We start from the raw sequence: 14,529 nt of genomic DNA, 5'->3' as shown, positions 1-14,529 counted from the left end.
ACCGCCGAAACGCCGTCTCAACCGCCGCGCAACACCGTCGTAAAGCGGCCCATGGAGGATGCGGGTACAGCAGAAGTCCTACTCACCGGTGTTGCGCGGGTCACTTTCCCTTGGCCCGGAGCGCCCATGTAACCTGGTGAACCGTCTTGCCGAAACCGGTCGGCGTCACAGGGGAATTCCCAGGTGGCGACCGCCACGAAAGGTCCCCGTAACGCCATGTCGTACCTCATGCGAGTGCAGATCCCCGACGCCCCGGGCTCTTTGGGCCTGCTGGCGGCGGCGCTCGGCGAAACGGACGGCGACATCCGCTCCGTCGACGTGGTGCAGCACTCCGCCGACGGCACCATAGTCGACGACATCGTGGTCGACCTGCCCCACGGCAGCCTGCCGGACACCCTCATCACCGCCGCCCAGTCGCTCGACGGCGTCGAGGTCGACTCGATCCGCCCGTTCTCCGGCTCAGTCGACCGGCGCGGGCAGATCGCCATGCTCGCCGAGCTGTCCCGCCACCGCGGCCAGCCGCTGCGGGCGCTGGGCGAGCTCGTCGACGGCCTCCCCCGCACCATGACCGCCGGGTGGGCGCTGGTGCTCGGCCACGACGCCGGCGGCACCCGCCGCGTCACCGCCTCCATCGCCGCACCCGAGGACGACGGCCGCACGCTGGCCGAGCCTCCCGTCGATTCCGCCCGCCGCCTCGACACGGAGAACGAGGCATGGATCCCTGAGTCCTGGACCCTGATGGAGTCCTCCCTCGCGGCCGCACCCATGGGCAAGGGCTGGACCCTGGTCATCGGGCGCCCCGGCGGCCCGGACTTCCTGCCGTCCGAGGTCGCGCACCTCGGCCGCATCGGCGACATCGTCGGAGCGATCCTGCGATAGTTTCGGCGAGAACCGCCCGCGACCACCGTTAGCGCCGATACCGTCCCCCTCAAAACCATCGAGGGAAGGCCGTTCGACCATGCAGGACAATCCAGTCATCGCCATCGGGCTGCCGGTGGCGCTCGCCGTCATCATGGTCGGCATCGGCCTGAGCCTGACGCTCGCCGACTTCCGGGCGCAGGCCCGCACGCCCAGGGCGACGATCATCGGCACACTCGGCTAAGTGCTGGTCGTACCGGCCATCGGCATCGCGGTGGCCCTGCTCATGGATCTGCCGCCGATCATGGCGATGGGCCTGGTGCTCGTCGCGGCCTGCCCCGGCGGCTCGACGTCGAATCTGGTCACCTATCTGGCGCGCGGCAACGTGGCGCTGTCGATCATCCTCACCGTCGTCGCCTCGCTGGTGGTCATCGTGACCCTGCCGGGCTGGATGGACGTCGCGGGCCGGTTGCTTCCCGACGCCGCCGGCCTCGAGGTCACCGTGCCCCTGGGCCAGACGTTCGGGCTGCTGGTGGGCGTGATCCTCGTCCCGGTCGCGATCGGCATGGTCATCCGCGCCAAGGCGCCGGCATTGGCCGCCACTCTGGAGCGGGGCATGTCCGCGCTCGGCGCTCTGGTGCTGATCCTGGCGATCGCCGCAGTGGCCGTGGACCTCGGCGGGGAGATCGTGGACATGGTCGTCGCCACCGGCCCGGCGGTGCTCGTGTTCAATCTGGCGGTCATCCTGGTCGGCGGTGCGCTGGCGTGGATCGCCCGCATCGACCGCGCGTCCCAGCTGGCGCTGGCCGTCGAGTACGGCATCAAGAACTCCACCCTGGGCCTGGTCATCGCGTTGACCGTCGTCGGCGACGAGGAGTTCGCCGTGCCGGCGGCCGTGTACTCGATCGTCATGTACCTCACCGCGGTGATCGTCATCGCGATCGGCCGCCGCCTCATGGCCGTCGACGCGACGAGCCCCGCCGCGACCAGCCCCGCCGCTCCCGCTCGGTGAGAGGTCCGCGCCGTACCCGGGTAATGTCGGGCGGGCCTGCGTTCGACGCCCCCGCCACCCGTCGGGGCGCCGCGGACGCATCCCCCACCCGCTAACGGAGACCCACCCCCATGTCGAATTTCACCGATCGCCTCGCCTCCCACGTGCGCGCCGAGTCCGGCCGCACGCCAGAGACCTCCTCCGAGATGGAGTTCTGGTCCGGCATGTCCCGCGTCGTCGTCGATCACCTCGCCGATGACTGGGAGGCCACCACCCGCGCCTACGCCGCGACACGGCAGCAGCATTACTTCTCGGCCGAGTTCCTCATGGGGCGCGCGCTGCTGAACAACCTGCTGAACCTGGGTCTGGTCGACGAGGCGGAGAAGGCGGTCGAGTCCCACGGCAAGAACCTCGCCGACGTGCTCGAGGCCGAGCATGACGCGGCGCTGGGCAACGGCGGCCTGGGCCGCCTCGCCGCCTGCTTCCTCGACTCCTGCGCCACCCAGGACCTGCCGGCCACCGGTTACGGCATCCTCTACCGCTACGGGCTGTTCAAGCAGTCCTTCGAGGACGGCTTCCAGGACGAGCACCCGGATCCGTGGATGGAGGAGGGCTACCCCTTCGTCGTGCGCCGCGAGGACGAGGCCCGCATCGTGCGCTTCGACGACCTCACCGTGCGCGCGGTGCCCCACGACATGCCGATCACCGGCTACGGCACGAAGAACGTCAACACGCTGCGCCTGTGGAACTCGGAGCCGATGCGCGAGTTCGACTACGACGCCTTCAATTCGCAGCGTTTCACCGACGCCATCGTCGAGCGCGAGCGCGTCCACGACCTCTGCCGCGTGCTGTACCCCAACGACTCGACCTACGAGGGCAAGGTGCTGCGCGTGCGCCAGCAGTACTTCTTCGTTTCCGCGTCGCTGCAGGCGATGGTCGATTCGTACATCGCCGAGCACGGCGAGGACATGTCGAAGTTCGCGGAGTACAACTGCATCCAGCTCAACGACACCCACCCGGTGCTGGCCATCCCCGAGCTGATGCGCATCCTCCTCGACGAGCGCGGCATGAGCTGGGAGGACGCCTGGGCGATCACGTCGAAGGCGTTCGCGTACACCAACCACACCGTGCTGGCCGAGGCCCTGGAGACGTGGGAGTTCTCCATTTTCGAGCGCCTCTTCCGCCGAGTGCTCGAGATCATCCAGGAGATCGACCGCCGCTTCCGCCTCGATCTCGACGAGCGTGGCATCGACCACGCCACCATCGACTACATGGCCCCGATCTCGCACGGCCTGATCCACATGGCGTGGATCGCCTGCTACACGGCGTACTCGATCAACGGCGTCGCGGCACTGCACACGGAGATCATCAAGCGCGAGACTCTCGGCGAGTGGCACGACATCTGGCCGGAGAAGTTCAACAACAAGACCAACGGCGTCACCCCGCGCCGCTGGCTCAACCAGTGCAACCCGCGCCTGGCCGCCCTGCTGACCCGCCTGACGGGCGACGACGAGTGGGTCTCCGACCTGGACACCCTCGCCGAGCTGGAGAAGTTCGCCGACGACGAGGACGTGCTGCGCGAGGTCATGGCCATCAAGCGCGGCAACAAGGAGGACTTCGCCGAGTGGATCGAGGCCCGCCAGGGCATCTCCATTTCGCCGGACGCCATCTTCGACTCGCAGATCAAGCGCCTGCACGAGTACAAGCGCCAGCTGCTCAACGCGCTGTACATCCTGGACCTCTACTACCGCATCAAGGAGAACCCGGAGTGGGACGTCGTCCCGCGCGTGGCCATCTTCGGTGCGAAGGCGGCGCCCGGTTACGTCCGGGCGAAGGCGATCATCAAGTTCATCAACTCCATCGCGGAGCTGGTGAACAACGACGCCGAGATCGGCGACAAGCTCAAGGTCGTGTTCGTGGAGAACTACAACGTCTCCCCGGCCGAGCACATCATCCCGGCCACGGACATCTCCGAGCAGATCTCCACCGCGGGCAAGGAGGCGTCGGGCACGGGCAACATGAAGTTCATGATGAATGGCGCTTTGACCCTGGGCACCCTCGACGGCGCGAACGTCGAGATCGTGGAGGCGGTCGGCGACGACAACGCCTACATCTTCGGCGCCAAGGAAGAGGAGCTTCCGGAGCTGCGCAAAAACTACGATCCGCGCGCGGCGTACGAGTCGGTCCCGGGCCTCAAGCGGGTCTTGGATTCGCTGGTCGACGGCACGTTCTCCGACGGTGGATCGGGCATGTTCCACGATCTGCACCACTCGCTGCTGCACTCCCCCGGCTACGAGCCGGCGGACGTGTACTACGTGCTGGGCGACTTCACCGATTACCGCGAGACCCGCGACCGCATGGCCGAGGATTACCGCGACGAGTTGGCGTGGGCGCGGATGTGCTTCCTGAACATCATCCGTTCGGGCCGCTTCTCCTCGGACCGCACCATCCGCGATTACGCCGATGAGGTCTGGAAGATCCAGCCCACCCCGGTCAAGTAGCCCGCCCCTTTCGCTTGACGACGCCCGCCTCCTGCGGACCGGCCGGTAGCCTTGGCGCATGCGCTGGTGGACATCGGACACTCACTTCGGCCATGAGTCGATCCTGGGTTTCGGCCGCGAGCGGTGGGCGTCGATCGGCGAGCACGACCGCGATCTGGTGGACAACTGGAACGACGTGGTGGGCGCCGGCGACGAGGTCTGGCATCTGGGGGACGTGGCGTGGGGCTTCGATCGGCTGATCGAGGTGCTGCCGACGCTGAAAGGCCGGATCACGCTGGTGGCGGGCAACCACGATTCGTGGTGGCCCCATTACCGGCGGGGGTTCGTCGCCGACGAGTCGCTGAACTCGCGGATGGACATGTTGGCCGAGGATCTCTCCTACCCCATGCGCACGCTGGCGGATTGGCGGCGCCGGCGCGACGAGGTCGCCCGGCTGCGGGCGATGGGCGTGACGGTGCATCCGTCGGGTTCGACGGCCACCACCATGCGGCTGCCCGGCAATCGCACCATCGACGTCGACGTGTCGCACCTTCCCGAAGTCGGCAGCGACCCCTACCTGGTCGGCCACTTGGCGGTGGCCGCGCCGGCGCCGACGAAGACGGTGCGCGTCTGCGGCCACGTCCATTCCCTGTGGGCGCGGCACGGGCGCAGCATCAACGTCGGCGTGGACGTCAACGGATGGGCTCCGGCGTCCGACGACGATCTCGCGGCGGAGGTCGGCCGCATCATCGACGCAGGCTGACCAGGTTCACCGCGGCGATCGCCGCCCACGGGATCCCGATGACGTTCCCCGCCGCATGCCCCAACTCACCGGGCAGCAGCCAGCCGGCGGCGACGGGCGCGAACATCAGCGCCAGGGCGATCGCCGACTGGCGGAGAATCCCGAACACCGGCAACGCCACCAGCACGGCGACGATGACAGCCAGCACCGCGTACCCCGTCGCCGTCGGACCGATGGTTCCCCGCAGGAAATTCGACGCGGGCACCAGCACGGGCAGCACCGCGATGATCGCCTCGGCGGGCAGGGCCCACGACGGCTGCGTCGTCCGATCGGCGCGGATCCAGCCTGTCGCCGCGGGACGGCCGGCCGATCCCTCCCGGAAGACCATTGCCGCTACTCGGCCGGATCTTCGGGGGCGGTGGCGGGGATGGCGGACGGGCCGTCGGAAAGCAATCGGTGGAAACCGGCCTCGTCGAGGATGGGCACGCCCAGCTGCTCCGCCTTGTCCGCCTTCGATCCGGCGTTGTCGCCGACGACGACCACGGAGGTCTTCTTCGACACCGAGCCCGCGGCCTTGCCGCCGCGCACCAGGATCGCCTCCTTGGCGCTGTCGCGGGTGAAATCCTCCAGCGAGCCGGTGACCACGACGGTCAGCCCCTCGAGGACCTGCTCGGGGCGGTCGGAGACCTCGTCGGCCATGCGCACGCCGGCGGCCGCCCACTTCTCCACCACCTCGCGGTGCCAATCGACGGCGAACCACGCGATCACGGAGTCGGCGATGATGCCGCCGACCCCGTCGGTGTCGGCCAGCTCTTCGCGGGAAGCCGCGCGGATGGCGTCCATGGACCCGAACTTCTGCGCCAGGGCGCGCGCGGCGGTCGGGCCGACGTGGCGGATGGACAGGCTGACCAGCACGCGCCACAGTTCGCGGGATTTGGCGGACTCGATGAAGTCCAGCAGCTTCTTGCCGTTGGCGTTGAGCGTGCCGCGGGCGACGCCGTCGTCGCCGACCTTGTTCTTCGCGGCGGTGGTGTACACCTCGGTGCGCGCCAGGTCATCGGCGGTCAGCGCGAAAAGGTCGCCTTCGTCGGACAGGACGCCGCGGTGGATGAGGTCGGCGGCCCCGCGCTCGCCGAGGTGCTCGATGTCGAAGCCGCCGCGCGACGCCAGGAACTCCACCCGGCGGCGCAGCTGGCCCGGGCAGTAGCGGGTGTTGGGGCAGCGCCAGTCGGCGTCGTCCTCCTTCGCCGGGGCCAGGCGCGTGCCGCATTCCGGGCACAGCGTCGGGTAGATGAACTCGCGCTCGGTGCCGTCGCGCACCTCGGCGACCGGGCCGAGAACCTCGGGGATGACGTCGCCGGCCTTGCGGATGGTCACCCGGTCGCCGATGAGCACGCCCTTGCGCGTGACCTCCGTCGGGTTGTGCAGCGTGGCCATTTCCACCGTCGAGCCGGCGACGGAGACCGGGCGCATCACGGCGTACGGCGTCGCCCGGCCGGTGCGGCCGATGGACACGCGGATGTCGAGCAGCTCCGTGGTGACCTCCTCCGGCGGGTACTTGTACGCGATCGCCCACCGCGGCGCCCGCGACGTCGCGCCGAGGGCCCGCTGCTCCCCCAGGTCATCGACCTTGACCACCAGGCCGTCCATCTCGTGTTCCGCATCGTGGCGGTGCTCGCCCCAGTGCAGCATTTGCTTGACGACGTCGTCGGCCGATTCCACGCGCCGGGTGTACGGCGAGACGTGGAGGCCCCACGCCGCCAGCGCCAGGTAGGCGTCGTGCTGGCTGGCCGGGCGCCAGCCCTCGACGTGCCCGATGCCGTGGCAGATCATGGCCAGCGGGCGCTTGGCGGTCTCGGCGGGGTCCTTCTGCCGCAGCGACCCGGCGGCCGAGTTGCGGGGGTTGGCGAAGACGCGCTGCCCGGCGGCGGCGCGCTCGGCGTTGAGGTTCCCGAACTCCTCGACGGGGATGTAGACCTCGCCGCGGACCTCCAGGACCTCCGGCACCGGGTAGTCATCCGTTGCGGTGAGCTCGTCCGGGATGTCGGCGATGGTGCGGGCGTTGGCGGTGACGTTCTCCCCCACCCGGCCGTCGCCGCGGGTCGCCGCGCGGACGAGGCGGCCGTTTTCGTAGACCAGGTCGATGGACAGGCCGTCGATCTTCAGCTCGGTCAGGTAGGCGCTCGCCGGGGTGCGCGCCAGCCAGTCGCGCAGTTCCGCTTCGTCGAAGACGTTGTCCAAGCTATACAGGCGCTGCAGGTGCTCCACCGGTTCGAAGGCGACGCCGTCGGCCGGCGCGTCGACGCGGGCGCCGACCTGCTGCGTCGGGCTGTCCGGCACGGCGAGCTCCGGGTGCGCCGCCTCCAGGTCCTGGAGGCGGCGGAACAGCTCGTCGTACTCCGCGTCCGAGATGACGGGCTGGCCGGTGTAGTACTTCGCCGAATGGTCCCGGATCTCGTCGGCCAGTTCCTCCCACTCCCGGCGCACGTCCGGGGAGGTGGGGGCGGCGTCGGCGGGGGCGCCGCCGGTCGCGGTGTCGGGGATGCCGTCGGTGGAGTCTGCGGTGTGGTCGGTCACGCCGACGAGTCTAGGCGGCGGCAATTCAACCCGGCAGGGCCGTGATCCGGGCAGCCGTTTAGAGTGGGGTCATGACCACCTTCGACGCGGGCAAAATGTTCGCCTTCGACCTGGAGACGACGGGGACGAACCCGCATGAATGCAGGATCGTCACGTCCGCGCTGGTGCGCATCGACGGCGGCGCCCCGCAGGCGAAGGAGCTGCTCGCGGATCCGGGGGTGGAAATTCCCGAGGCCGCGGCCGCGGTGCACGGCATCACCACGGAACACGCCCGCGCGCACGGTCGGCCGCACGACGAAGTGCTTGCCGAGACCATCGCCGAGATCCGGCGGGCGTGGCGCGACGGCCTGACGTTGGTGGCCTACAACGCCGCCTACGACCTGACGGTGCTGCGCAGCCGGGAGCCCTCCTTCACCGTCGACGGCCTGGTCTTCGACCCCCTGGTCATCGACCGGGACCGCGATCGGTACCGCAAGGGCAAGCGCACGCTGGGCAACGTGTGCGAGCACTATCACGTGCGGCTGGACAATGCGCACGAGGCGACCGCCGATGCGCTGGCGGCCGCGCGCCTGGCATGGATGATGTCCAAGAAGGTCTGGCCGGAGCTGGCCGCCATGGACGGCGACGAACTGATGGAGTACCAGGCCGTGGCGCACTTCGAGAACCAGCGGGGACTACGTGACTACCTGGTCAAGCAGGGAAGCGACGTGTCGGATTTCCGCATCTCCGCCTGGCCCATCGACGATCCCCGGGGCTGAGCCGTGCTGGTCATCTGGGACATCGATCTCACCCTCATCGACAACGCCGGCTTCGGCCACGACGAAGCCGCGCGGCTGCTGAAGGCCCGCGGCATCGACTGGCCGGCGGACCTGACCTTCGCCGGGCGCACCGACGCCGACATCTGGGGCTCGGTGCTCGGCGTGCAGCCGGGCGACCCGGAACTCGGGGACTTCCTCATCGAGCTCGCCGACGCTTGCGCAGTCGCCCCGTGGCACGGGTTCCCGCTGCCGGGTGTGCGCGACGTGGTCTCGGCGCTGGCGCGGGCCGGGCATTCGCAAACCGTCGTGTCGGGAAACATGGCCGAAACCGGCTGGCTGAAATTGCGGCACGCGCATTTGTCCGAATTCATGGCGCCGCGATTCTCCGCCTTCGGCGACTATGCGATCGACCGGTCGGATTTGATGAACGTCGCTCTGATGGAGTGGGACGGCCGCGGCCCCGTCGTTGCCGTCGGCGACACCCCGTCCGACGCCGCGGCCGCGCTGGAAAGCGGGATCGGCTTCGTGGGCGTGACCACCGGGCGCCACACGGCATCGGACCTCACCGCCGCACTCATCAACGTGAACCGGCTTCCCACACCGTATTTCACGGATGATGACATGCCCGACGGAACCGCGATCATCGAGGATCTGCGCGACACGCCGGGCGTCGTCAAGCTCCTGGAATCCATGGCGCGCTGACGCCCCACCGGGGGTGGCGACTGTGATTCGCGCCAACGCGTTGCACCTTCCGGCCCGCGGCGAATTCCGTGCAATTCGGAAGCGAAGTGCACCCGAATCGGGCCGAAAGCCCGCAAAAACCCCATTCACCCACTTTTCCGGGGAAATGGCACGCCCGATCGGGCAAAACTTCGTCAGATTGCCTTATTTAATTCAATAGACGTCGCATAAAATGGGGAAAGGCGGTTCGGCATGCGATGTTCCGCATTGTTAAATTGGAGGGGCCGAATCCGTGAAGCCCACCGGACGCGCCCGCCGCGTCCCCTGGAAGGACTCCCCCATGCCGAGGACCGCCCATCGCCCCACCCAGCGGGATCGCGCCGCCATGTGCGAGGCGATCCTCGATGCCGCGGAGAAGCTGCTGCACCGCGACGTCGACGGCACCGGCATCCCGCCGCTGACGCTCGGCGACGTGGCCAAGGAAGTCGGGCTCGCCCGGTCCAGCCTCTACCGCTACTACGCGGGCGTCGAGGATCTCATCGAGGCCGTCGCCATGCGCGGCTTCCCGGAGTGGGCCGACGGCACCCGCCGCGAGGTGGAGGAAGCCCTGGAGAAGTCCGGCCCGCGCGCCGGCGTCCTCACTTTCGTCGAGTCGAACATGCGCCGCGCCCCCGATGGCAAGCTGCGCTGGCGCCACCAGCTGCTGCGGGTGCACCTCGACGAGATCGCGCACCGCCGCGTGCTCGAACGCCACCAGACGGCCACGACGGTGCTGGCCGAATGCGTCGCCGACATGCCCGGCGTGTCGGAGGAATGCCGCGCAAACCTCCTGGAGGCGCTGCGGTCGCTGGTCAGCGCCGCCGTGCTCGTCGCCGCGGACCACCCCGAAGACGTCGCCGCGCACATCCGCCTGTACACGGCCGCCGCGGCCGCAATGATCGACGAAGTGCTCACCGCCGGGTAGTCCGGCTACAGGTCGCCCGCCGCCCGCGAGATCAGCTCGGCGGCCCGGCGCCCGCCGGCGTAGGCCGGCGCCACCCAGTCCGTCGGCGCCGAGGCGATGCCACGGTCGACGGTGACGTCCACGTGGTCCACGAGGTCGATGCGGGGGAAGGACAGCTCGTCCCACAATCGGGCGACCCGTTCCGCGATGCCGCGTGCGGAAGGCTCCAGATACGCGCCGGTGTGCTCGTCGGTGGCCTCCGGCACCGCGGGCACGGCGCCCAGGATCAGATCCAGCCCGGCCGCGCGCAGGCGGCCGACGCCGTCGAGCATGCCGGAGCCGCGGATCGCCCCGATGGGCATCGCGACGGCCCGCGCCCCGGATTCCAGCAGCGCCTTCTCCAGCGACGGCGGCGTCGGGCCGGGGTGGGGCGCGACCAGCCCGGGCACCGCCATGGCGACGTCCGGGCCGGCGGCGCCGGTGATGGTCCGCCACTGCTCGGCGAGCTCGCGGTAACCCACCGGTCGCAGCAGCGTCCCCGCCACCGCCCCTTCCACGAGTCCCGCCGTCACCTGCGGTGCCGTGGGTTCGTGCATGACGACGCTCACGTCCGCACCGAAACGCCTGGTGATCTCGGCGACGTGGTTCGCCAGGCCCTCGGCCAGCGATGCGGCGAGGTAGGCGACGGCGCCATGGTCCGTGAGCATGCGGTGCCCGCCGGGCAGTTCGATCGACGCCGCCAGGGTCCAGGGGCCCGTGACGGGCACGATGATCTTCTCCGGCGCGCTCCCCCAGAATTCCTCGCAGACGTCGAGGTCGCGCTGCAGGTGATCGGCGGCGATGGATTCCGCGCGTCCGCCCTTGTCCGCCACGCGCCAGGACCGCGGCCCCGCGTCGAGGTCCAGGTCGGCGCAGATGGCGGCGGTGCGGCCGATGGGGTCGGCGCCGATGCCGCGGTCGGCGAGGATCGGCAGGTGCGGGGCGTCCCCGGCCTCTCCGGCCAGCACCTCCGCCGTGGCCCGGATGTCGGTGCCCGGCAGCGGGCCCAGGCCGTGGAAGGCGGTCATCGCGCCGGTTCCGTCGACGTGATGGTGCCGGAGCCGAGGACGACGTCGCCGTCGGCATCCGGCCGGTACAGCACCGCGGCCTGGCCGGGGGCGACGCCGCTGAGCGGCTCGCTCAGGGTGCACGTGAATGCACCGCCGACGCCGGTCCCCGCATCGACCGGCGCGGTCCACGCCACGGTGCACGGGACGGGGCGGCCGTGGGCGCGCACCTGCACCTCGGCGGAGAAGGAGGCGGGCGGCTGGGCCGTGCCGGTGTCCTCGCCGGTGCCGTCGAGCCAGACCGCGCGGTCGACGTGGAGGACCCCGACGTCGAGGTCCGCCCGCGCGCCGACGGTCACTGTGCCCGTGGACACGTCCATGCCCGTGACGTAGCGGGGCTTTCCGTCGGGCGCGGGCCCCGGCAGCCCGAGGCCCTTGCGCTGGCCGATGGTGAAGGCGTCGACGCCGTCGTGCTCGGCCAGGGTCCGCCCCGTCGCCCCGTCGACGATCGCGCCCGGCCGGCGCGGGATGTGGCGGCCCAGGAACGCCTGGGTGTCGCCGTCGGGGATGAAGCAGATGTCGGTGGAATCCGGCTTGTTGGCGATGGTGATGCCGCGCGCGGCGGCCTCGGCCCGGATCTGCGGCTTTTCGGTGTCCCCGATGGGGAACAGCGAATGGGCCAGCTGGCGGCGATCGAGGACGCCGAGCACGTAGGACTGGTCCTTGGCCTGGTCGCCGGCCCGGCGCAGACGGCCATCATCGTCGACGAGCGCGTAGTGGCCCGTGGCCACGGCGTCGAAGCCGAGAGCCAGGCCGCGCTCCAGCAGCGCCTGGAACTTGATGCGCTCGTTGCAGCGCAGGCACGGGTTGGGGGTCTCGCCGCGGGCGTAGGAGTCGATGAAGTCGTCGACGACCTCGGCGCGGAACCGCTCGGAGAAGTCCCACACGTAAAACGGGATGCCCAGCAGGTCGGCGACGCGGCGGGCGTCGCCGGAGTCCTCCAGCGAGCAGCATCCGCGGGCGCCGGCGCGCAGGGTGACGGGGTCCTCGGCCAGCGCCAGGTGCACGCCGACGACGTCATGGCCGGCGTCGACCAGCCGCGCCGCCGCGACCGCCGAATCCACGCCGCCGCTCATCGCCGCCAACACCCGCATCCGCCGTACCTCCCGTGTGTCCCTACCGGTCAAACGCCTCGCGCGGTCAGGCCATTCCCGCCGCGCGCGCCCGTGCGACGGTATCACCCAGCACGGCCAGGACCGCATCGACGTCGGCGGCGGTGGAGTCCCAGCCCAGCGTCAGCCGCAGCGCCCCGCGGGAGGTCGCGGCGTCGATGCCCATCGCCGCCAGCACGTGGCTGGCGCGGTTGACTCCGGCGGCGCACGCCGAGCCGGTCGCCGCGGAGATCCCCGCGGCGTCGAGCAGCATGATCAAGCTGTCGCCCTCGGCGCCGCCCACGCTGACGTGCACGTGGCCGGGCAGCGCCGGCTCGCTGGTGTGCACCACGACGCCGTCGATGTCCCGCACGCCGGCCAACAGACGGTCCCGCAGCATTGCGACCGCCCGGCGTTCCTCCTCCATCGCCGCCGTCGCGGCGCGCAGCGCGGCCGCCATTCCGGCGGCTGCGGCGACGTCGGGCGTGCCGGAGCGCAGGCCCCTCTCCTGTCCCCCACCGGCGTTGAGGGGCGTCACCCTCGCGTCGCGGCGCACCAGCAGAGCACCGATGCCGCGGGGGCCACCGAATTTGTGGGCCGACGCCGCCAGCGTGGCCGCCCCCGTCGCGTGGAAGTCGATGGGCAGGTGCCCGATGGCCTGCACCGCGTCCACGTGGACGGGTGCGCCGTGGTCGCCGGCCGCGGCGATGAACCCGCCGATCGGCTGGATGGCGCCGGTCTCGTTGTTCGCCCACTGGCAGGTCCAGACCCGATGCGGGGCGGCGGGACCGTCGCAAAGCTCCCGGAGACGCCCCACCAGGACGCGGCCGGACGCGTCGACGGGGGCCTCGATGACCTGCGCGCCGTGGTGGGCGGCCAGATGCGCGACGGCCTTGCGGATCGCGTCGTGCTCGACCGGAGTGGTCACGACCGTGCCGGGAGCGCCACGGGCCTCCTTCATCGATGCCAGGTACGGGCCGCGCACCCCGAGATTGTCCGCCTCCGTGCCGCCTGAGGTGAAGATGACCTCGATCGGCTCGGCGCCGAGGTCGGCCGCGAGGGACTCGCGGGCGTCCTCCAGGATCTTCCGCGCGGCGCGCCCCTCCGCGTACTGCGAGTTGGGGTTGCCGGCGCCGAGGGCCGCGACCATCGCGTCGCGGGCCTCGGGACGCAGCGGTGACGTGGCCGCGTGGTCGAGGTGGTGGCGGGCGCCGGCGGCGGGGCGGGTGGCGGTACTGGTGCTGGACATCCCCGACAGACTAGCGCGGCGGGTACGCCGAAGGGGCCGCCCGCGAGATGCGGACGGCCCCTTCGGCGGGATGACCGGAAGACTTACGCCTTCTTGATCTCCTCGGTGGCCTGCGGCGCGACCTTGAACAGGTCGCCGACGACGCCGAAGTCGGCGATCTCGAAGATCGGCGCCTCCTCGTCCTTGTTCACGGCGACGACGGTCTTGGACGTCTGCATGCCGGCCTTGTGCTGGATGGCGCCGGAGATGCCCAGGGCCACGTACAGGTCCGGGGACACCGTCTTGCCGGTCTGGCCGACCTGGAACTGGCCCGGGTAGTAGTCGGCGTCGACGGCGGCGCGGGAAGCGCCGACCGCGGCACCGAGGGCGTCGGCCATCGGCTCGACGACGTCGGCGAAGCCCTCGGCGGACGCGACGCCGCGGCCACCGGAGACGACGATCTTGGCCTCGGTCAGCTCGGGGCGGTCGCCGCCCTCGGCCGGGGTGAAGGACACGATCTCCACCGAGGTCTCGTCGGCGGCCGGGAACTCCACGGCGGTGACGGACGGCGACGCGGCGTTCTCCACCGGGTCGACGGAGCCGGGGCGCAGCGAGTACGCCGGGGAGGCGCCGTAGCCGGCGCCCTCGACGATGAACTCGCCGCCGAAGATCGAGTAGACCGCGGAACGGTCGTCCTTGATCTCCACGACATCGGACAGGACGCCCGAGCCGGTCAGGGCGGCGACGCGGCCGGCGATCTCCTTGCCGGCGGCGGAGGCGGCGACGAGGACCGGCACCTGGCGCTCGGAGGCCAGGCCCACGAGGACGTTGACCTCGGGGGTGATCAGGTGCTTGCCGGCCTCATCGGACTCGGCGGCGAGGATCTCGCCGGCGCCGTACTTGCCCAGGGTCTCGGCGAAGCTCTCGGCGGTGCCGGGCTTGCCGACGACCACGGCCGCGGGGGTGCCGAAGGCACGGGCGGCGGTGAGCAGCTCGGCGGTGGTGTTCTTCAGCTCGCCATCGGTGTGGTCGACGAGAACGAGGACGTCGGTCATGGTGATTCTTCTCCTGCTG

The 14,529-nt window shown here is 70.7% G+C and carries 14 protein-coding genes; 8 read left to right on the top strand and 6 right to left on the bottom strand.

Annotation, left to right across the window (positions count from 1 at the left end; translation table 11 throughout):
• Positions 1-216 precede the first annotated feature (216 nt).
• The 5 genes from CX1_RS05440 (at position 217) to CX1_RS05425 (ending at position 5,092) form a co-directional block, all read left to right on the top strand.
• Positions 217-879 carry an ACT domain-containing protein gene (locus CX1_RS05440; RefSeq protein ID WP_046651077.1) on the top strand — a complete coding sequence of 221 codons (663 nt, stop codon included), beginning with the start codon at positions 217-219 and terminating at the stop codon, positions 877-879.
• Between the two features lie 79 nt (positions 880-958).
• Complete coding sequence (locus CX1_RS12805) at positions 959-1,102, top strand: hypothetical protein (protein ID WP_244465522.1); 144 nt, start codon at positions 959-961, stop codon at positions 1,100-1,102.
• The gene (locus tag CX1_RS05435) at positions 1,103-1,870 is read left to right on the top strand and encodes a bile acid:sodium symporter family protein (RefSeq protein WP_244465523.1); all 768 of its coding nucleotides are present in this window, start codon (positions 1,103-1,105) and stop codon (positions 1,868-1,870) included.
• A 110-nt stretch (positions 1,871-1,980) separates the two neighbouring features.
• A complete protein-coding gene (locus CX1_RS05430) occupies positions 1,981-4,350 on the top strand; it encodes a glycogen/starch/alpha-glucan phosphorylase (RefSeq protein WP_046651078.1) in 2,370 nt (789 codons plus the stop codon).
• Positions 4,351-4,408: 58 nt separating this feature from the next.
• Entirely contained in the window at positions 4,409-5,092 is a 684-nt protein-coding gene (locus CX1_RS05425; protein WP_052753291.1) for a metallophosphoesterase family protein, read from the top strand.
• Here the strand turns inward: CX1_RS05425 and CX1_RS05420 are convergent.
• Complete coding sequence (locus tag CX1_RS05420; RefSeq protein ID WP_046651079.1) at positions 5,076-5,459, bottom strand: hypothetical protein; 384 nt, start codon at positions 5,457-5,459, stop codon at positions 5,076-5,078. The genes CX1_RS05425 and CX1_RS05420 overlap by 17 nt on opposite strands.
• A 5-nt stretch (positions 5,460-5,464) precedes the next feature.
• Positions 5,465-7,558 carry an NAD-dependent DNA ligase LigA gene (gene ligA, locus CX1_RS05415; protein WP_060925388.1) on the bottom strand — a complete coding sequence of 698 codons (2,094 nt, stop codon included), beginning with the start codon at positions 7,556-7,558 and terminating at the stop codon, positions 5,465-5,467.
• Positions 7,559-7,719: 161 nt separating this feature from the next.
• Here ligA and CX1_RS05410 point away from each other — a divergent pair, with 161 nt between their 5' ends.
• The 3 genes from CX1_RS05410 (at position 7,720) to CX1_RS05400 (ending at position 10,051) form a co-directional block, all read left to right on the top strand.
• Positions 7,720-8,406, top strand: a complete 687-nt coding sequence (locus CX1_RS05410) for a 3'-5' exonuclease (RefSeq protein ID WP_046651080.1) — start codon at positions 7,720-7,722, stop codon at positions 8,404-8,406.
• 3 nt (positions 8,407-8,409) lie between these two features.
• Positions 8,410-9,108: an HAD family hydrolase gene (locus CX1_RS05405; RefSeq protein ID WP_046651081.1), complete on the top strand. Its 699-nt coding sequence runs from the start codon at positions 8,410-8,412 to the stop codon at positions 9,106-9,108.
• Positions 9,109-9,427: 319 nt separating this feature from the next.
• Complete coding sequence (locus tag CX1_RS05400; RefSeq protein ID WP_113570026.1) at positions 9,428-10,051, top strand: TetR/AcrR family transcriptional regulator; 624 nt, start codon at positions 9,428-9,430, stop codon at positions 10,049-10,051.
• A gap of 5 nt (positions 10,052-10,056) precedes the next feature.
• Here CX1_RS05400 and CX1_RS05395 read toward each other — a convergent pair whose 3' ends face one another.
• The 4 genes from CX1_RS05395 to CX1_RS05380 form a co-directional block, all read right to left on the bottom strand.
• Positions 10,057-11,097 (bottom strand): uroporphyrinogen decarboxylase/cobalamine-independent methonine synthase family protein, encoded by a 1,041-nt coding sequence (locus CX1_RS05395; protein ID WP_052753292.1) that lies wholly within the window; start codon positions 11,095-11,097, stop codon positions 10,057-10,059.
• Positions 11,094-12,230 carry a tRNA 2-thiouridine(34) synthase MnmA gene (gene mnmA, locus CX1_RS05390; RefSeq protein WP_060925365.1) on the bottom strand — a complete coding sequence of 379 codons (1,137 nt, stop codon included), beginning with the start codon at positions 12,228-12,230 and terminating at the stop codon, positions 11,094-11,096. Before mnmA ends, CX1_RS05395 begins: the two co-directional genes overlap by 4 nt.
• A gap of 46 nt (positions 12,231-12,276) precedes the next feature.
• Positions 12,277-13,476, bottom strand: coding sequence for a cysteine desulfurase family protein (locus CX1_RS05385; protein ID WP_060925364.1), 1,200 nt, complete (start codon positions 13,474-13,476; stop codon positions 12,277-12,279).
• Between the two features lie 83 nt (positions 13,477-13,559).
• Positions 13,560-14,510, bottom strand: a complete 951-nt coding sequence (locus CX1_RS05380) for an electron transfer flavoprotein subunit alpha/FixB family protein (RefSeq protein WP_046651084.1) — start codon at positions 14,508-14,510, stop codon at positions 13,560-13,562.
• Positions 14,511-14,529: the final 19 nt, after the last annotated feature.

The organism is Corynebacterium xerosis NBRC 16721 = ATCC 373 (assembly GCF_001552415.1).
In the GTDB taxonomy this organism is placed as follows: domain Bacteria; phylum Actinomycetota; class Actinomycetes; order Mycobacteriales; family Mycobacteriaceae; genus Corynebacterium; species Corynebacterium xerosis.
Note: the sequence above shows the minus strand (reverse complement) of the source record. Positions and strands in the feature narration are given on the sequence as shown.